This is a genomic window from Sulfitobacter sp. UBA1132 (assembly GCF_002311545.1).
GTDB classification, from domain to species: Bacteria; Pseudomonadota; Alphaproteobacteria; order Rhodobacterales; family Rhodobacteraceae; genus Sulfitobacter; species Sulfitobacter pontiacus.
Genome location: NZ_DCAN01000004.1, coordinates 336643 through 355042, shown reverse-complemented (window position 1 = coordinate 355042; position 18400 = coordinate 336643). Strand labels below are relative to the sequence as shown.

Sequence of the window (18400 nt, the reverse complement as noted above, 5' to 3'; positions counted from 1 at the left end):
GGCAATAGGATCGGGTTTGCACATGCTATTTCTTGCCGGATTAATGGGGTTGATCACCGTCGGGGCCGCCGCCTTTATCGACATCGGGGTCGAGGAGGAGGAGTCTGCCACCGACGAAGATGCACCGGTCGGCGATGTGATATCCGGCACACCCCGGGATGACCTGATTATCGGCTCGGGCGGCAGCGATCAGATCGCGGGCTATGGCGGTGATGACCTTGTGGAGGCGCGCAATGGCGATGACTCCGTTTTTGGGGACAGCGGCGATGATACCTTGAGGGGCGGCGCGGGGAACGATGACCTGCATGGCAATGATGGCGATGATCTATTGGCGGGGGCCGAGGATGCGGATGGGCTTACCGGCCATAATGACGATGACATCCTGCAGGGCGGTGCGGGCCACGATACGCTAAACGGCTCTGCCGGGGGTGATACGCTTTTCGGGGATAGCGGGGATGACGCCGTGATGGGCGGTTTGGGCGATGACCTGCTGATTGGGGGGCGCGGGCAAGACGCGCTCTTTGGTGGATGGGGGAACGATACGATTGACGGCACCGTCGATCCGGACCGGCAGGATGCGCGCGTCACCGATACCGACGAGGGGGATTACCTGAATGGCGGTGGCGGCGATGATCTAATCCTTGCGGGATCAAACGATACGGTGACCCCGGGCGCAGGGCGTGATGATGTGATCCTTGGCGATTGGGTCAGCCCCGATGGCATCGTCGATATCCGCAGTTTCGACATAGAAGATGACAGCCTGCTGCTGGTCTGGGACGATAGCGATGCAGCCGCGACAGCGCCCAAGGTGGCAGTTGAACCGGATCCGGAGGATCTGCACTCCCATCTGATATCAATGGACGGGGCGATTGTGGCAATGGTGCAGTCGGACCAGTTGCTGATGCCGGGCGACCTATCGCTTATCCCCCTCAGCTCGGCCCTCGCTGCGGGGCTAACGCGCGGCTGAACCGAGGGTGCCCTCTTGACGGTCAAAGAAGCCCACGCGCCCCGCGACGCATTAATCCTTTGCCAAGGGGGCGAAACTTTCCTATACGCCCCCATCGCCCGATGATTCCTGTCAGCGGGTGATACTCCATGGGCCTGTGCTGGACGACATCCCGGCCTGTGCCATCACTTTAACCTTTCGAAAAGGAGACCCCGATGTCGATTACGCAAGAAGAAAAAGCACGCGTCATGAAAGAGTTCGGCACCACAGAAGGCGACACCGGTTCGCCCGAAGTACAGGTTGCCATTCTGTCCTCGCGCATCGCAACGCTGACCGAGCACTTCAAAACCCACAAGAAAGACAACCACGGTCGCCGTGGCCTTTTGAAAATGGTTGCGACACGCCGGAAGCTTCTGGACTATGTCAAAGGTAAAGATGACGCGCGTTATCAGGACCTGATCAAACGTTTGGGCCTGCGCCGCTAACCAGCGCTGCACCACCACAACGATGAAAACCGCGCCCTGGCAACAGGGGGCGGTTTTTTTTGTTTCCCCCTGTGCTTTAGTGATGTGCGCCACAAGGAGAGCCCATGCCAATCATCCTGCGTGACCTCACCCCGCAAGATACCGATGCAGCGGCGCTGCTTTTCTTTGCCGCGGTGCATCAGGGCACCGCGGATGTGTATTCAGCCGAACAACGCATTGCTTGGGCCGGAAAAGCCCCCGCACCCGCCACATGGCGAGGGCGGTTTGATACCGTCTCGGGTATCGTGGCCGAGATAGACAACCGTATGGCGGGCTTCATGACCCTTGACCGCGAGGGGCTGATCGATCTGGCCTTTGTGCACCCCGATCATATGGGCACGGGCGTGGGGCGCACTGTCTATTTTGCCATCGAAGACCGTGCCCGCATATTCGGCGTGCGACGTCTTCGGACCTTTGCCAGCGAAAAGGCAAAGCCGTTTTTCACGCGCATGGGCTGGACCGTCGAGGCCCCCAATATCGTCACCAAAGGCGGGATCACCTTGCAAAACTACAAGATGTTCAAGACTTTGCCAGGCTAACCCCCTTGCTGCTCTGCTGCGGCTTGCAATCTGTGGCGTGCAGGGCCGCGTGTAGAGGGCAACGCTTCCCTTCCCATCGCAAGCAAACTGCTGTATGGCCGCACAATCTGAAAGCCGGCGCCCGGACTCCAGCGCCCGACAAAGAAGATACCGGAGTCAGGGGGAATATGCCCTCTACGCAAATGGCCCGATCCGGGCCGAAACAGGAAACGTAGATGTTTAATGTAACGAAAAAATCCATGCAGTGGGGCGAAGAGACGCTGACACTGGAAACTGGCAAAGTGGCCCGTCAGGCAGACGGTTCGGTGATTGCGACACTGGGCGAAACCAGCGTCATGGCGAACGTCACCTTTGCACGCCAGCAAAAACCCGGTCAGGACTTCTTTCCGCTGACCGTCCACTACCAAGAGAAATACTACGCCGCCGGTAAAGTACCGGGTGGCTTCTTCAAGCGTGAGGCCCGCCCCACCGAGAAGGAAACCCTGACAGCCCGTCTGATCGACCGTCCGATCCGCCCGCTGTTCGTTCCCGGCTTCAAAAACGAAGTTCTGGTGATGTGTACCGTTCTCAGCCACGATCTGGTCAATGACCCCGACATGGTCGCCATGATCGCTGCCTCCGCAGCGCTGACCATTTCCGGTGCGCCGTTCCGTGGTCCGATCGGTGCCTGCCGCGTTGGTTTCGAGGATGGCGATTACGTTCTGAACCCGACCGTCGACGACATGCAGGACCTGCGCCTGAACCCTGATCAACGTCTTGATCTGGTTGTCGCCGGCACCAAAGAAGCCGTGATGATGGTTGAATCCGAAGCTTATGAGCTGTCGGAAGAAGAAATGCTGGGTGCGGTGAAATTCGCGCACGAGCAGATCCAGCCTGTTATCGACCTGATCATCGATCTGGCCGAAGACGCTGCGAAAGAGCCGTTTGACTTCCAGCCGGTTGACTATTCGGACCTGTCCGCTGCTGTCAAAGCCGCTGGCGAAGACGCTATGCGCGCCGCCTTTGCAATCGCCGACAAGCAAGAGCGCACCGCCGCTGTTGCCGCTGCCCGCGAAACAATCAAAGCCGCGCTGACCGAAGAGCAACTGGAAGACGCGAACCTCGGGTCCGCTCTGAAAGGCCTCGAAGCGTCTATCCTGCGTGGTGACGTGGTTAAAACCGGTAAGCGTATCGACGGCCGTAAGACCGACGAAATCCGCGACATCGTGGCCGAAACCGGCATCCTGCCCCGTACACACGGGTCGTCGCTGTTCACACGTGGCGAAACACAGGGTCTGGTTGTGACCACTTTGGGCACCGGCGATGACGAACAGTTCATCGATGCGCTGCACGGCAACTTCAAATCCAACTTCATGCTGCACTATAACTTCCCGCCCTATTCGGTTGGTGAAGTTGGCCGTGTCGGTGGCCCCGGCCGTCGCGAAATCGGTCACGGCAAGTTGGCTTGGCGTGCGTTGCAAGCGGTTCTGCCTGCCTCCACCGACTTCCCCTACACCATCCGCGTTGTGTCCGAGATCACTGAATCGAACGGCTCCAGCTCGATGGCGTCGGTTTGCGGTGGCTCTTTGTCCATGATGGACGCAGGCGTTCCATTGAAAGCGCCCGTCGCGGGTGTTGCCATGGGTCTGATCCTGGAAGAAGACGGCTCCTATGCGATCCTGTCCGACATTCTGGGTGACGAAGACCACCTGGGCGACATGGACTTTAAAGTGGCCGGTACCGAAGCAGGTATCACGTCGCTGCAGATGGACATCAAGATCGCCGGCATCACGCCCGAGATCATGGAGAAAGCTCTGGCACAAGCCAAAGCGGGCCGTGTGCACATTCTGGGCGAGATGAACAAAGCCATCTCCGGCGCGGGTGAATTCTCTGTCCACGCCCCACGCATCGAAACGATGCAGATCCCAACCGACAAGATCCGTGAAGTGATCGGGTCCGGCGGTAAGGTGATCCGCGAGATCGTTGAAGTGTCCGGCGCGAAAGTCGACATCAACGACGAAGGCATCATCAAGATCGCATCGCCAAACGGCGACTCGATCAAGAAAGCCTATGACATGATCTGGTCCATCGTGGCCGAGCCTGAAGAAGGTGCGGTTTACACCGGTACCGTCGTCAAGATCGTTGATTTCGGTGCCTTCGTGAACTTCTTTGGCAAGCGCGACGGTCTGGTACACGTATCCCAGATCGAAAACCGCCGCCTGAACCACCCTTCGGATGTTCTGAAGGAAGGTCAGGAAGTGAAAGTGAAGCTGCTTGGCTTTGACGATCGCGGCAAGGTGCGCCTGTCGATGAAAGTTGTCGATCAGGAAACCGGCGAAGAGATCAAGAAAGAAGAAGGCGGCGAAGCGTAAGCTTCTCCACCCCTTCTGAAATGACGAAAGCCCCGGCCTATGTGCCGGGGCTTTTTTTGTGCCGTGACGGGTTTGTCCCGCTTGGCTTTAGCTTTCCATAAAGCTGTCCAGACGGTCCCAGAGCGAGTTATCCAGCAGCAGCTTGAAGCGCAGGTAGAAACCTTCCTGATACAGGTCGCTGCGCAGGGCCGATTTGTTCATCGCGCGGTTATAGCCCAATGCAACCAGCGCACCTTTGGTGGGGGCAAACCCAATCTCTGCGCCGATACCGTTGGTGGCATTGCCTTGATCGTCCCACAGGTGCGCGGCGTTCAAGCCGATCTGGAACCGGTTGTCGCCGAACTCGTAGTTAAAGCCAGCCTGCACCAGTTGGGTGGTGGCGCGGGCAGAGAACCCGCCAAGGGTGGTCAGCTTTTGCGACTGGCCCGCGTATTTCGCGTTCAGGCGCAGGTCGGCGTCTACTTCATAGGCCGCGTCTACGGACCACATATGGGTCACCGACTTGGTCTCGCGCTGCTCGATGCGGTGCTCGTACCATGCCAGCACTTCGAGGCGTGGATCGTGAACCGGACGGTAGGCGATACCAGCACGCGACCGGATCCGGCGGTGGTCACGACCGTCGCGCTTGTCCAGTGCAACACGGGTACGGCCCAGCACGGTGAAGTCAGGTGTGACCTCACCCGCGATGCCAAAGCTGGCGTAATGGGTGTTGCCACTGTCTTCAAAGGTGGTGTCCGCATCGGCATCGCCCACCCAGCTTTCCGCGCTGGACCCCCACTTCGCGCCAAGGGCAACGCTGGTCAGACGGTGATCGTCGCTTTCCATGCTGCGGGAATGTTCAATCCCGAAGCTGAAGCTGGTGTTCCCGTTCATGGCCCATTTGCCCATCATCGCTTGGGTAAACATGGTGTCCGAAGATCCCAGACCTTTGACGAAATCGGTGCTCCCGCGCAGCCAGTCATTCAGGTCGTAAGAGAAACCCAGCTTGGAGTGTGTGGCCATGCTGTCGTCGCCAAAGGTCATTTCGACCTCGCTATAGGCACGCCAGCCGGGCACGGGCTCTCGGTACATGCCCAGGGTCAGCTCTGTCGGACGGTCCGAGCCGCCAAAGGGGTGACGCAGCTCTGCGGTGATGACGGTGCCGGGGCGGTTCGCAGGGGTCCAGTGGCCGCCAAGGATCAGACCGGGATGGGCCTTCTTCGAGGTTGCGGTGTGGTCCAGGCGATACTCCAGCCCGATGTAGCCTTTGAAGTTCGTGCTAAACTCTTTGGCATAGACGGCATCCACGGTCAGACGCTCGATGTCAGAGGTGCGGTCACGTACATAGTCCACACCAAGAACAAAGTCGCTGGTCCCGTCGATCTCAAACCCGTAGTTCAGACGCGCGCGGGTGGTGCCGGGCAGAGCCAGACCGCCGCGCGAGGCAAACTTCTCGCCGGTGTGAACCATCTCGAAGTTGAAGTGACCGGTTACCTTGCGGATGTCGTAGGACAGACGGTAGGCGGTATCCGATACGCCATTCGCATCTTCGGAGCGCGCAGCCTCGGCTTCCCACACGCCACCCTGCGTCCCCTCGTGACGGATATAGGCAGAGTGCAGACGCTCGCGGGCGGTGTTGCCACGGTCGGCATCGGCATGCACGATACGTGCGCCAACGGTGGTGCGGTCGGTCAGCGCGAGGTTCACCTCACCGCCATAGAGCCAGTAGCGGTCGGCCCCTTCCACATCGACTTCGTAGGTGACGCGCACCGACACAGGGTTGCCCTGACCGTCGAACTGGCGCACCGCATCGTCAAAAGTGATCGAGTTGCCAAAGAAGTCCAGCAAGTAGTCGCTGCCGCGGCGCAGCGGCGTGGTCGAGATGACATCCCCGCCCTCTTCGTCGCGCACCAACAGTTCAACCCGCTCGGACCCTTGTACATAGCCGTCCAGATCCAGGTCATAGGGGCCGGACACACCACGCCCGAGGAATTCCTGCACGCGCTGCTCTTGGGCGGTACGGGCACCGAACAGGGTCACGCCGACCTTGTCGTTTTCCCAATGGGCTTTGGCACCGGTCACCACACGACGCATGCCGTCAAGCTTCAGCGCGCTGGCTTCGGGTTCGATCGCGATGTCACCGTAAAGGATGTACGAACGACCCTTCTCGACCTTAACGTACAGGTTTTCGGAGGATTGCGCGTCGAAGCCACGTTCGGAGTTGTCACCATACACAGGGTAGAACTCGTCGCCACGGATGTCACGGAACAGGCGGTCTTCGGTGTCACGGTCCGAGCTATAGCGCAGTGTCAGCAGCGCATCACCCGAGATCACGCCCTTGAGGTACACTTCACCCCGCAGACCGGTGGTTGTGTCTTCGAAAGAGCTGAAACGATCCGCGTCCAGCAGCTCACCCTTCGCACCGCCCAAGGCCACGGCCCCTTCGATCACGCCAACCATGATGCGCTGGTCCAGATCAGGTGTGAAAGTGATGGTTTCTTCGGCGCGGCCAAAGGCACCGCTGATGGTGATACGGTCTGTGCCTGCAACCTGTGGCGGGATCAGCCCAAAGGTGGCCTCGCCGTTGTCCAGATAGACCTGCACGCCGGGGGTGCCTTCGCGGATGTCGGCCACGTCCCACAGGGCCAGCTTGGCGCTAAGGGTCACGGTACCGGAGGCAGGTACAGGCATGCCACGGGCATCCAGCACACGCACCACAACCGGGATCACATCGGTCGGCGATGCGGGCGCGGTGTCGGGCATGATCACCTCGAACTTGGCGGGCTTGCCGGGGGCAACCACGGTGATTTCCTCGCGGACACGTTCGATGCCGAAACCGTCACGGCCGACCAGCGTCAGGGTGTTCTGCCCCGCGTCCAGTTTCACCGCGACAAAATCCAGTGCCTGCGTGTTGTTCTTCTCGAAGCTTGTACGCTCGCCTACGCGGTCGCTGCTCAGCTCGCGGCCGTTCACCAGCAGGCCCAGCGACAGATCGCCCTTGCCCTTGACGCGCACGCTTTGGGTGCGGCGATCCAGTGTCTGACCGTCGGTCAGGTCCACGAAACCGGGTGCATCATCCAGCGTTTTGATCAGCATCTCGAGCGACTGGCGCTGTGCCTTGCCAGACGCTTTTTCAGAGACGGAGTTCGCCGCGCGGTTTTCATCCAGACGCTGCATCAGACGCGAGGTCAGCTGCGTGGTGGTCGCCACACCGGCTTCGCTGCGCACCGAACGTACCGGCGCACGCTGGCCTTCGATCGGCAGGTCGGCAGCGGTCAGCGCGTTGGATTGCGGCTGCTCGGCAAAGTACTTCTGACGCTGGTCAACCTCGGCCATCGCTTCGGGGGTGCAGTCCAGCACGGCGAAGTGCTCGGCGCGCAGTTCCCCTTTGCGAAGCGGGATCAGGCGCGACCCACCACGCAGCAGATCGTTGGTGCGGGTTACGGTCACTTCGGTACCAACGGGCAGGGTTTCGTCCTGCACAAGGAACGCATGGGTCACGGGGCGCAGACCGAAAAGGGAGTATTTACCATCCATATCGGTCACAACCGACAGACCCTCTTGGGTCACGATACGGACGCCGGGGATGCCTGGTTCAGTGTGGTCGCCACGGATACCGTCTTTGTCACAGTCCATAAAGACCGACCCGATGACAGTGGCTTCGCGGGCGAAGACGCCACCGCTGTTGTTCAGCTTGACCATCGCGCGGGCAGTCTGGGACTGCATCACGGTACCGGTGCCCGCCTGACGACCCGTGAGAACCGCGGTGTTCTCGTTGCGGCCTTCGCGGGCGGCTGCGGTGAACTGCATGACATAGGTCAGCTCGTGGCTCGACAGGGGGGCCAGCATGCCCAGGTCATAGGTCATGTCACCCGACGCATCGACGGCAGGGTCTTCCATTGTCTCGCCGTTGAAGGTCACCGACCCTGCAACCAGCTGGCTGCCAAAGGCGGGGCGATCCATGATCTCGGCACCGATCAGCGCCTGGTTCATGTTATTGGTGAAGTTCAGGGTGTAGACCACGAACTCGCCCGCGCCGACCATGTCCTTGTCGGCCTGCTTGTCCAGCGCCAGCGGCACGCCATAGTGTGGGTCCGCAGGAATGTCCGAGATGTCGAGCATCCCACCGGCGTGGCGGAAGCTTGCCATATAACCGGCCCCCGCAACACGACGGTTAAAGCCGGGGAAGTCGGCGCGCACGGAAGGAACGTCCCATGCGGGGGCGTTCATCACGGCGTACTGGTATTCACCGGCAGGCATGTCACCGAAGCTGAAGAACCCGCGGGCATCGGTCATACGGCGCGCCATTTCGGCACCGCTGTTCATGTCCATCAGCGCGATGGCCACATCACCGATCGGCTCGTTGGTCAGCGCATTGAACAGGAAGTTACCGGGGGTGATCAGCAGTTCGTCTTGCAGCGTGGCACCGGCACAATCGGCAGTGGCGATCAGACGGTCACCGTCGGTGGTCGCGATCACATTGTCGCCGGATACGGGCACATCCATCCGCGCCATAGGAACGGCAGCGGTAAGGAAAACACCGTTGTTAGGGTCTGTTTCTGTGGCCGTCACACGCTCTACATCGCCGGTCAGGAAGCTGCGCAGCGTGATGATCGCACGATCTGCGGACATCGTTTCGTTGCACGCACCGGCGGTCAGACGCAGGCGGGTATCGCTGTTTGGCACGGCGTGAGGCTGGTCTGCTGCGGTTTCGGGATGTTCAAAGTGCAGGGCACCGGTCCCAGCAGCATCGCGGCTGTAAACCGTTGTGTTAGAGTCTACATCGACTGTGCGATCTTCCATTTTCACGAAGCTGCGGGCGGTGTTAGCGACCTCTACGTCGCCCAGGTTCATGGGCACCGTCACGGTGAACGCGGGATCGCGGGCAAAACCGATTTCATAGTCGCCCTCGTGAAAGAAGGCCACGGCGTCGACCTCGCCAGCAGGGCGCGCAGTCTGGTAATCATGACGCGCATCGCCTGCCGCGTGATACAGCGCAACCATGCCGCTTGGGTCGGTGATGCTGTGGAAACGGGCGTTCAGTGGCACCTCGTCGCGCAGCAGAACACCTGTGGCGGCGGCCCCGTCGATGCGGATCTGGGCACCGTGTACGTCACCATAGGCCAGCACATCACCATCCGAGTCGTTGCGCAGGCGCAGCGTATAGGTCAGCTGTGTTTCGTCTTCCATCTCGCGGACGGATTGTTCCTTTTGCAGCTCAAGCGAACTGCCCATGATGGTGGTCTTGCCAGCTGCGGCACCCGTCAGGATGCGACGGGCCGCGAAGCCTGTTGTGCTTGTGGCAGATACCGACAGCACCGACTGCATCAGCGTGGCGGGCGTGGCGTAGAAGGAGGTGCGGAATTCGTAGATGAGCTGAGCGCTGTCGCCCACATCCATGAACATCGGCGCGCCCGAGCTGATCGTGGCTTCGCCATTGTCGATGCGGCCATTGGCATTCGCGTCATAGACAAGGCGGGCGTCGTTCATCATGGCGGCACCCTCTTGGTGCTGCATGGTCATGGCGGCGTTCAGCGGGACGTTCCCGATGTTGGCGACCTCGAAGTAGTATTGCGCCATCGCGCCACGGGTCAGCATCAGTTCGGAGTATCCGTTGACATCCAGCGCAGGCACTGCGGCTACTTTGGCGTCTACGGCGTTCGAGTATACAGTCTCGATGATGCCCAGCGCTTCGTTAAAGTAGGTGGTCTGCGCGACGTTCCGGATGAAGGTTCCTGCGGGTACCTGCTTGGCAGCGGCGCCGTGCGGCAGGAGGGAGATCACCAGCGCGACGATCCAGAAACACGACATCATGCGGAGGGCGGTTTTGTGAAAGGTGCGGTCCATTTGATCAATCCCTGTTCTATCTTTTCTAAGAGGAGAGGAAGTGTGGTTCCCCCGGAGCGAGGGGGGGAAGGGTGCTCCGGGGAAACCTGGGGTTCGTTTACTCGTCCACCTGAACGGTGAATTCTAGCGTGGCGAACCCACCCGGAAGGACCGTGCCGTGGTCGCTCGAGATGTTGCTCGAGGTGACGGTGGCGGTGCTACCTGCCGGGAAGAGCGTCTCGCTGCATGTGCCACCACAGTCGGTTACCGATGTGTAGGCAGGGGCGGCATCAGAGATGATGACGTTTGCAGCGGGAGAGGAGCCGGTGTTTTCAGCTTCCACTTTGTAGCGGATGCACTGACCGGGAGAGACGTCCTGACGGGTCTTGGTAAAGGTCCCGACGGTGCCGTCGCAGTTGGCGTCGATGTACTGGTACTTGCTCAGCGTGACGTCGCCAGAGATGATCACGATCCGGTCTTCTACTGCGTTGTCGGCAGTATCCGCGTCGGTCGCTGTGCCACCGTTCAGCGAGGGATCAAGGCTGATGGTACCGATTTCGGTCACACCGCTTGTCGCTGTCGATGGTGTTTGCACACGGTAGATGACCGAGATGCTTTCACCGGGGGCAAGCCCGTTCACACCAGCCGATACACCGTCCGTCAGATCATCAAAGTTGTCGATCACCAGTTCGGAGGGGTCGATCACACCGTTGCCGTTGGCATCCCAGAACAAAGCGCCCGAGAAGTTGTTCAACCCTGTGTCGTTGATCGCACCTTCGGTGATCGCAACGTTACCGGTGTTGGTGATGGTGTGCACCATGTCGACGATACCACCGGGCGAGGCCTGGGCGTTCTGGTCATCGATGATCTCTACGTTGTAGATCTCGTTCACGGTCACTTCGTTGACGATCCGGTCGCCTTGGCCCGAGACAGAGGACACCAGCGCGATGTCGACCAATGTGTCACCCGGTGCCTGATCTGCCGGCGGGGTTACCACAACGGTGAAGGTATCGCTTGCACCAGCAGGGATGGTCCCGGTGTTGCTGATCGCGGACCCGTCAGCGGAGCGGAATTCGACGGTCCAACCGGCGGGCAGCGCTTGTGCCAGCGAGAGGTTGTAGCTGTCGGATACCGGACCGTTGTTTTCAACGACCATGTCGTAGGTGACCGGTGCACCGGGGTCGGTGGCATAGTTCACCCAAGGCGCGCCGCCGTTGGTTGGGTCAAGGCCATCGCCTTCGGAGCCTACGACTGCGTTCTCAAGATCAACGGCAGAGGCAAGGATCGCACCGGTGAAGGTCGCTGTCGATGTATCGGAAACACCCGAGGCATCGGAGGTGGTGGATACGGTGGCGTTGAAGTTGGCAGCAGCCGTCGGGGCCACATCTGTTGGCAGTGTTGCGATCAAGGTGACCTTGGCGCTGTCACCCGCTGCAAGCGGACCGACGGAACCGATGATCGGTGTCACACCATCTGCACCCACAAAGCGGAAGGTTGTGCCCGCGGGGTAGTCGATATTGCTGACATCAAGCGTCAGGCTGTCGGTCTGGTTCGACCGGTTGGTCAGCACGAACTCATGCTTCACTGTGCCACCCTGGGCCGCGTCGCCAGTTTCGGTCACGACATCGTTGTTTGCCGCGTCATCATCTGTTGCCGAAGCCGTCGTTGGATCCGCTGCACCAGCACCGTCGATGGCTGTATCAGCGATGGAGACCGCGAATTGGTCATCCACAATGATCGAAGCTGTGTTCGAGGGTGGGAAGGCAACGTTGTCGATTTCCTGTGTGGCGACGTTTTCAATGATACCCGCATCAGCAGTGTCGAGGATCACAGCTTGGAACGTCACGCTACCGGAGCGGCCGGAACCGACGCTCGAGATGTTGAAGTTGACGCTCTGGCCGTTGGTATCAAAGGCGATTGTCTCGCCCGAGCCATTGGTCGCATCGACCGAAGAAGACCCGTTGGCGTCATCCAGAATACCCGCGGCGTCAGACCACCGTGCCGAACCGGGCACATAGGCCAAGCGACCGTCCAGAATGTCATCGACGGTATAGTTGTTCGCAGCAGCCAGACCGGTGCTGGAATATGTCAGCTCGATGCTCACGGTATCGCCGGCATCGACGATGTTGGGGTTACCACCGGACGCTGCATCAGCGACCATGGACTTGACCAGTTCGACAATGGCGTCGTTCGAGATGGTTAGCGTATCGGTGTTGACGGCTGTCTCTGTGCCATCAAGATCAGACCTTGCGGTCACTGTGATGCTGTCCGACCCTGTTGCGTTCGAGGGGACAGAGACTTCGATGACGACGCCGAACTGCTCGCCCGGTGCCAATGTTGGCGTTTCGGTCAGCGGTGTGGCGCTATCGGCGACACCATCCATGTTCGCATCCGGATAGAAGACGATGGCAGAGGTATCGAGCGTGCCTGTGTCTGTCTCTACTGCGGTCAGTGCGAAGAAGTCTGCGCCGTTCCCTTCGTTGGTAACAATGTGCGGCAGGAAGGCTTTACCACCGGGTGCGATGGTTTCGTTGTTGTCCGAAGTCAATGTCACGCCAGCAACCTGCTGAACGATCGTTTCAACCGTGTTCGACGTGACCGTGATGGTATCGCCGGCTTGGTTTGTATAGGTCGCAACCGCTTGGTTGCCGATCACGGACCCGGCTTCTGGTGCGGCGGCCAAAGCGGCTGCGCCAAATGCGGCGGTAACCGCCATCGCGCTTGCAGAGCGCATGAAGAAAGATTGATGTTTCACGTTAGTCATTCCTTTGATTTAACTAGATTAGGTAAATTGGATCAGGTTCCCCCCGATCAGTTGACGCGCACCCGATAGCTGTTGAGTGCGATTTCGCCTGACTCCAAAGGTTCGCTGAGCGTCCAACGGACGGCAGCAATCTGATCCTCAGGAAGTGGTTCTGGTTGGAGTGTGCCATCTGCACCGGCGACCATGCGGGTGGCGGGAAGTGTGGACCATTCAAGGCCATCGTTTTCAGGGTCGAGATCAGCCTGGACTTCGAACACGGCCTTGATCGATGTGCTCTGTGCGCCAAGCGTCAGGGTGACCCCTTCGGGTACGGGGGCCGCAATAACGATCCCCGCAAGTGCGTCTGCAGTCGTGTTCTCGTGCTGCAGTTGGTATTGGATGACCTCGCCAGGGCGGACGGTGCCCCGCTCGATCAACTGCTCTTCGCCACCGTCATTGGTTTCGACGATGCGGAAAGAAAATGTGCTGGAAAGTGCGTCAGCAAAAGCCGGCACGCCGGCGACAGAAATCGCGACACCAGCAAGCAGTGCACGGGCGATTTGTTGAGTTTTGAAAGTCATAATTTTTTCCCCTAGTTGCCGACCACCGCCGGCGGTTTTGATGAACCGGCCCAGTGTTTGGGCTGTCCTGAACTCATCATCAGGGGAAATGTCTCGGGGTGCATTCTCGCTTAGGGCTAGGTTTTTGATCTGCTGGGCAGCCCCCTACCCGTCCGTATATGCGGCGCTATCAATTCGATGGCGAAACACGCAATTCGCGCGGTGATTGCAGACGCAAACCCGCATCTCGCCGCGCAAAGCAGGCGAGTCACCCTCATGCAAAAGGGCGTTGATTCTATTTATTTGGGGGAATGTTTGGCCCGATCCGGGCCCAGATCAGGGAAAACCCCGACCGGATAGCCGGACAGGGCGTTTCGTATAGTTAACTGTCAGTGAGAATGGCCGTGCCCGCCATGATCGTCATCGTCTAACGATCCGTGTACCGCAAACTGGTCAATTCCCGCATCCTGCGGTTCAATGAAACGATAGCTTTCGCGCACACCACTGTCGGAAAGCTCGCGTGCGACGGTCAGCAAGGTGTTTGGCGCGTGGTCGGCGCAAAGCTCCATCATCTGGGCGACTTCCTCTTCCGCGACGGGGCGAGCCGCTTCGGGCGACGGCGCGCCATAGATCTCGACGAAATGCTTCATCAGTTGCAAGGTGATCGCTTCAACCTCGAAGGGTTCGGCTTTGGTCACGGCAACAAAGGTGACGCGGCCAAACGTCTCTACGCCCATCCAGCCATTCGCGAAGGCCTGCCGCGCCTTGCCGGTCAGATCACCTTCGGACCAGTTCGAGAATTCGAACCCGCCAGAGACGCACCATTCACCCGTGCGCGCGGGCGCGTGGAACACATTGCGGTCGCTTTCATCAAAGTGGATGGCGCGGGCGAGGAAGAGATCGCTCATGGGGCTGGCTCCAGCAGGTCGGTCAGGGGAATAAGATGCGTGGTCGTATCGGTTTTCAGCAGCAGGCCAAAGTTTTCGTCGATACCGGTAAAGTCGCCCGTCAGATCGCCATAGGTGATCTGATCGCCCATGGCCCAAGCCAATCCGGTCCATTCCTTGTGCAAGGGGCCCGCGCCCTCGTCATCCCAGCGGTTCAGCGCCACCAGCATATGCCGCGCCCAGGCCTCTAGCAGCTCGACCGGGCTCACCTCGGCACACCCCTCGCCATAAAGTGTGGTGACATCGGGCGTTTCGCCCGGCGTGTCGGATTGCGGCAATAGCTTCACGTGAAACGCAACGACCAGCCAGTCGGGCACGTGATGAGGGTCTGTATCAGACGCCGCCGCCCGCATCTGGCCGCAGATCGCACCGTTCAAACGCAGATCGCCGTTCCAGGCAAGATGCACCCCCACCTCTGGCGGGGCGAGCGCGCCAAGCGCGTTCTGGAAGCCCACCGCACAAAGCGGGAGCATCGCCATCGCCCGGGCCAGCGGCACCTCGGGCGCAAAGACGATGGCGGCCTGCAATACGCTTGGCCCCAGATTATACAGCACCAGCCCCGCATCACACCCCTGCCGCGCCTCTGCGCAGGCCTGAGCGAACGGGTCCTCCGCCTGTACGCCGGTCAACAAAGGGGGGAAGACGGGGCTGTCGCTCATGCGTGCCCGCCCGCGATCAGGGCCTTGGCCACCTTGCGGAAGCCTTCGGCCTGCGCGCTGTCGGGTTTCGACACCACAATCGGCGCGCCCCCGTCAGCCGCGACACGGATATCCAGATGCAACGGAATCTCGGCCAACAAAGGCACGCCCAGCTTTTCAGCCTCGGCGGCGACGCCCCCATGCCCAAAGACATGTTCCTCGTGCCCGCAGTTAGAGCAGATATGCGTGCTCATGTTCTCGATCATCCCGAGGATCGGGGTCTTCAGCTGGTTGAACATGTCGATCCCCTTACGGGCATCCAGCAGCGCCACGTCTTGCGGTGTGCTGACGATGATCGCGCCGTCCACATGGGCCTTTTGCGCCAGCGTCATCTGCACATCGCCGGTGCCGGGGGGCAGATCAACGATCAACACATCCAGCGCGCCCCATTGGACTTGCATCATCATCTGCTGCAACGCGCCCATCAGCATCGGGCCGCGCCAGACGACCGCCTGATCGTCATTGGTCATCAACCCGATCGACATCATCGTCACGCCAAAATTGCGCATCGGCAGGATCGTCTTGCCATCGGGGGATGCAGGCCGCCCGGACACGCCCAGCATCCGCGGCTGCGAGGGGCCGTAGACATCGGCATCCAGCATGCCCACGCGACGCCCTTCGGCGGCCAGCGCACAGGCAAGGTTCGCGGCAACGGTAGATTTACCCACCCCGCCCTTGCCCGACGCAATGGCGATGATCCGGTCCACGCCGGGGATCTTCTCGGGCCCCGCGGGTTCGGACTTGCGCCCCAGCTTCAGGTCGGGCGGCGGTGCCTGCTTGGAATGGGCCGTCAGCACGGCCGAGACAGAGGCAACGCCCTCAAGCGCCTTTACAGCGGCGTCGGCCTCGTCGCGCAGCTTGGCGTAGGCGTCGGCGTGGCTCGGGTTGACCTCAAGCACAAAGCGCACCGCGCCGTCGTCGACGGTCAGCGCCTTCACAAGCCCAAGCTCTACAATATCCTTACCGGAGACGGGATCGTTCAGGGTTTTCAGGCAGGCCAGTACGGCATCACGGGTGACGCTCACGCTTCGGACTGCCCTTGGATCTTGCCAGTCACGACATGTTCAAGGTCCAGCCCGTCAATGGTCAGCACCACCTTGGCCTCGAATGTCTTGCCGCCGGTGTCGCCGTTTTCGCGCATCGCTTCTTCGATCGCCTGCTGCGAGGTCACACCGACCTGCTTGAGGAACTTGCGCATCGACATGTTGAAATCATCGCTCATGATTTTCTCCTGTTCTTTGGGTGGGTCGGCACAGCGCTTAGTGATCTTTGCGCTTGCTGAAATAGTCTTCGGATGTGCGCACACGCGGGCGTTCTTTGCCAGCCAGCGGATTGTTCTGCGCGTGGTACTGCGCGTTGATCCGGCAGTTGTCGCACATCTGGATCATCTTTGCCGCCTCGGACGAGGCGAACATAGCGTGCTTGCCCGCCAGCTTTTCGGTGATCTTTTCCACGGTGGATTTCACGCCGAACAGCGACCCGCATTCGATACAGGCAAAGGGCTCTTCCTCGTGCAGCACCACTTGGGTGAAGGCCTGCGCGGTCAGGTTCAACTGCGGCTTCAGTGTAATCGCATCCTCGGGGCAGACGTTCGCACATAGCCCGCATTGCAGGCAGGCATCTTCCTGAAAGCGCAGCTGGGGCAGATCGGGGTTATCGCCAAGCGCCCCGGACGGGCAAAGCGACACACAGGACAGGCAGAGCGTGCAGGCATCGGTATCCACCAGCACCGCGCCATAGGGGGCGGCGTCGGGCAGGTCGATCACCTTGGCCTCGGGCTGAAGGGTCTTGCCCGCAAGCCGTGCGACCTGACGGCGGGTGCCCAGAGGCAGCAGTGTGTCATGCGCGGGCTGCGCGGTTTCGGTGACCAGCGCTGTTTCCAGCGCATCGGGGTCGGCCACATCAATGAGACGGATCGTATCGCTGCCGCTGATCGCGCGGGCAATCTCGGCCTGCACCTCGATCACGTCACGCTCTGTACGTGGCGACAGCAATACATCCACATGCGCAAAGCCGCAGCCAAGTGCGGCGAGCATCTCTGCATGGCCAAACCCCGCCAGCGCATCCACGGCCAGCGGGATGACATCAACCGGCAAGCCCGCGCCAAAGCGCGCGTAAAGGCGGATCATCTCGGCCCCGTGGTCGTCGTCATGCACCAGCAAGCGCGGCGCGGTGCCGCCTGCCTTGCGATAGGTGGATGCCAGCGTCGACAGCCGGCGGAACAGGGTATCCACGGGCGGCGCATCATAGGTGATCGCCCCCGAGGGGCAAACCGCAGAACAGCTACCGCAACCCGCGCAGATCATCGGGTCAATCGCCACATGTTCCCCGGCCGAGGTGATCGCCCCCGTCGGGCAGAGGTCCAGACAGTTGGAACAGGCGGCCTGCCCGGCCCGCGAATGGGCGCAAAGACTTTCAGTCAGCCGCACGTAAAGCGGCTTTTCAAAGGTGCCGACCATCTGCATGGCCTCGCGCACGGCCTCTGCTACGGCGGGCTTGCTGCCCGGATCGGCCCGCAGATAGCCGTCACGTTTGTGCGGCGCGGGAAACAGCGATGTATTCCCCGTCAAATCCAGAATGATATCGCATTGCGACTTGGCCCCGTCCCGCGGCGCGGTGAACGAAGGCACGCCGCGCCCACCGGGGATCAACATCTGCAACTGGTCAAAGGTCAGGCTGAAATCGCCCAATGCGCCCGATGCCTTGCGCAGATTGCCTTTGACCACGTCAAAACGAGGATCAACTGCCGCGTCATAATCGCCCTGCCACAGCACCGTCACCGCAAGCGTATCGGCCACCATCTCTGCCACCTCAAGCGCGAGGGCGGGCGGGGCCATGATCAGACACGTGCCCTCAGACACGACATCCATCACCCGTGGTGCCGGCGCGGCAAGCTGCTGCTCCGCCATCAGGGCGGCCATCTTGGGCGTCGCGTCGCCCTGATCGTCGTGCCAGCCGGCGCGATCGCGAATATCGACGAACTGGGGCACCTCTGCGTTGATCTCGGCGGCCAGCTCCTCGAAACGGGGACGTTCCTGCTGGCACGCGATCACGGTGTTGCCCGCGGCTATCGCCTCTGCCGCGGTGCCGATCTGGTCGGTGCACAGACAGCTATAGACCTTGGAGCACGGCAGACCCGTCGCCTTTGACAAGGCAGGCGCGTCAATATCCTGACTGCCCAGACAGTCGCACAGCAGAAAAGTCTTTTCCATAATCTCCTCGGGGACAGCACCGGATGGGATGGGTCAAGCGGCAAGGCGCTGTCAGCGCTCGCACGCCAAGCTAGT

The 18400-nt window shown here is 60.6% G+C and carries 12 protein-coding genes; 4 read left to right on the top strand and 8 right to left on the bottom strand.

The genetic code is table 11. The features are described from left to right. The first annotated feature begins 22 nt into the window (after nucleotides 1-22). The 4 genes from B4F27_RS02615 to pnp all read left to right on the top strand — a co-directional run bounded on the left by B4F27_RS02615 (nucleotide 23) and on the right by pnp (nucleotide 4360). Nucleotides 23-967, top strand: a complete 945-nt coding sequence (locus B4F27_RS02615) for a calcium-binding protein (RefSeq protein WP_286758814.1) — start codon at nucleotides 23-25, stop codon at nucleotides 965-967. Nucleotides 968-1161: 194 nt separating this feature from the next. Further along, entirely contained in the window at nucleotides 1162-1431 is a 270-nt protein-coding gene (gene rpsO, locus B4F27_RS02610) for a 30S ribosomal protein S15 (RefSeq protein ID WP_237277840.1), read from the top strand. 104 nt (nucleotides 1432-1535) lie between these two features. Beyond that, the gene (locus B4F27_RS02605; protein WP_286758774.1) at nucleotides 1536-2009 is read left to right on the top strand and encodes a GNAT family N-acetyltransferase; all 474 of its coding nucleotides are present in this window, start codon (nucleotides 1536-1538) and stop codon (nucleotides 2007-2009) included. 215 nt (nucleotides 2010-2224) lie between these two features. Further along, nucleotides 2225-4360 carry a polyribonucleotide nucleotidyltransferase gene (gene pnp, locus B4F27_RS02600; protein WP_009825473.1) on the top strand — a complete coding sequence of 712 codons (2136 nt, stop codon included), beginning with the start codon at nucleotides 2225-2227 and terminating at the stop codon, nucleotides 4358-4360. An 87-nt stretch (nucleotides 4361-4447) separates the two neighbouring features. Here the strand turns inward: pnp and B4F27_RS02595 are convergent, their stop codons facing one another. From B4F27_RS02595 to B4F27_RS02560, 8 genes are all read right to left on the bottom strand, one after another. Further along, a complete protein-coding gene (locus B4F27_RS02595) occupies nucleotides 4448-10186 on the bottom strand; it encodes a hypothetical protein (protein ID WP_286758773.1) in 5739 nt (1912 codons plus the stop codon). Nucleotides 10187-10283: 97 nt separating this feature from the next. Continuing rightward, nucleotides 10284-12929, bottom strand: coding sequence for an NEW3 domain-containing protein (locus B4F27_RS02590; RefSeq protein WP_064217022.1), 2646 nt, complete (start codon nucleotides 12927-12929; stop codon nucleotides 10284-10286). 47 nt (nucleotides 12930-12976) lie between these two features. Beyond that, nucleotides 12977-13489, bottom strand: coding sequence for a hypothetical protein (locus tag B4F27_RS02585; protein WP_005850277.1), 513 nt, complete (start codon nucleotides 13487-13489; stop codon nucleotides 12977-12979). A gap of 368 nt (nucleotides 13490-13857) precedes the next feature. After that, entirely contained in the window at nucleotides 13858-14376 is a 519-nt protein-coding gene (locus tag B4F27_RS02580; RefSeq protein WP_005850279.1) for a DUF6505 family protein, read from the bottom strand. Continuing rightward, entirely contained in the window at nucleotides 14373-15074 is a 702-nt protein-coding gene (locus B4F27_RS02575; RefSeq protein WP_286758772.1) for a biotin/lipoate--protein ligase family protein, read from the bottom strand. Before B4F27_RS02575 ends, B4F27_RS02580 begins: the two co-directional genes overlap by 4 nt. Beyond that, nucleotides 15071-16138, bottom strand: coding sequence for an iron-sulfur cluster carrier protein ApbC (apbC, locus tag B4F27_RS02570; protein ID WP_074636371.1), 1068 nt, complete (start codon nucleotides 16136-16138; stop codon nucleotides 15071-15073). The genes B4F27_RS02575 and apbC overlap by 4 nt, the downstream gene beginning before the upstream one ends. Then, nucleotides 16135-16335 (bottom strand): DUF6494 family protein, encoded by a 201-nt coding sequence (locus tag B4F27_RS02565; RefSeq protein ID WP_009825478.1) that lies wholly within the window; start codon nucleotides 16333-16335, stop codon nucleotides 16135-16137. The genes apbC and B4F27_RS02565 overlap by 4 nt, the downstream gene beginning before the upstream one ends. Nucleotides 16336-16372: 37 nt before the next feature. Then, entirely contained in the window at nucleotides 16373-18325 is a 1953-nt protein-coding gene (locus B4F27_RS02560) for a 4Fe-4S binding protein (RefSeq protein WP_286758771.1), read from the bottom strand. Between the last annotated feature and the right edge of the window lie 75 nt (nucleotides 18326-18400).

Excerpts from the sequence above, each read along its gene's own strand:
- B4F27_RS02615 (WP_286758814.1), top strand. The coding sequence starts at position 23 with ATGCTATTTCTTGCCGGATTAATGGGGTTGATCACCGTCGGGGCCGCC.
- rpsO (WP_237277840.1), top strand. The coding sequence starts at position 1,162 with ATGTCGATTACGCAAGAAGAAAAAGCACGCGTCATGAAAGAGTTCGGC.
- B4F27_RS02605 (WP_286758774.1), top strand. The coding sequence starts at position 1,536 with ATGCCAATCATCCTGCGTGACCTCACCCCGCAAGATACCGATGCAGCG.
- pnp (WP_009825473.1), top strand. The coding sequence starts at position 2,225 with ATGTTTAATGTAACGAAAAAATCCATGCAGTGGGGCGAAGAGACGCTG.
- B4F27_RS02595 (WP_286758773.1), bottom strand. The coding sequence starts at position 10,186 with ATGGACCGCACCTTTCACAAAACCGCCCTCCGCATGATGTCGTGTTTC.
- B4F27_RS02590 (WP_064217022.1), bottom strand. The coding sequence starts at position 12,929 with ATGACTAACGTGAAACATCAATCTTTCTTCATGCGCTCTGCAAGCGCG.
- B4F27_RS02585 (WP_005850277.1), bottom strand. The coding sequence starts at position 13,489 with ATGACTTTCAAAACTCAACAAATCGCCCGTGCACTGCTTGCTGGTGTC.
- B4F27_RS02580 (WP_005850279.1), bottom strand. The coding sequence starts at position 14,376 with ATGAGCGATCTCTTCCTCGCCCGCGCCATCCACTTTGATGAAAGCGAC.
- B4F27_RS02575 (WP_286758772.1), bottom strand. The coding sequence starts at position 15,074 with ATGAGCGACAGCCCCGTCTTCCCCCCTTTGTTGACCGGCGTACAGGCG.
- B4F27_RS02565 (WP_009825478.1), bottom strand. The coding sequence starts at position 16,335 with ATGAGCGATGATTTCAACATGTCGATGCGCAAGTTCCTCAAGCAGGTC.
- B4F27_RS02560 (WP_286758771.1), bottom strand. The coding sequence starts at position 18,325 with ATGGAAAAGACTTTTCTGCTGTGCGACTGTCTGGGCAGTCAGGATATT.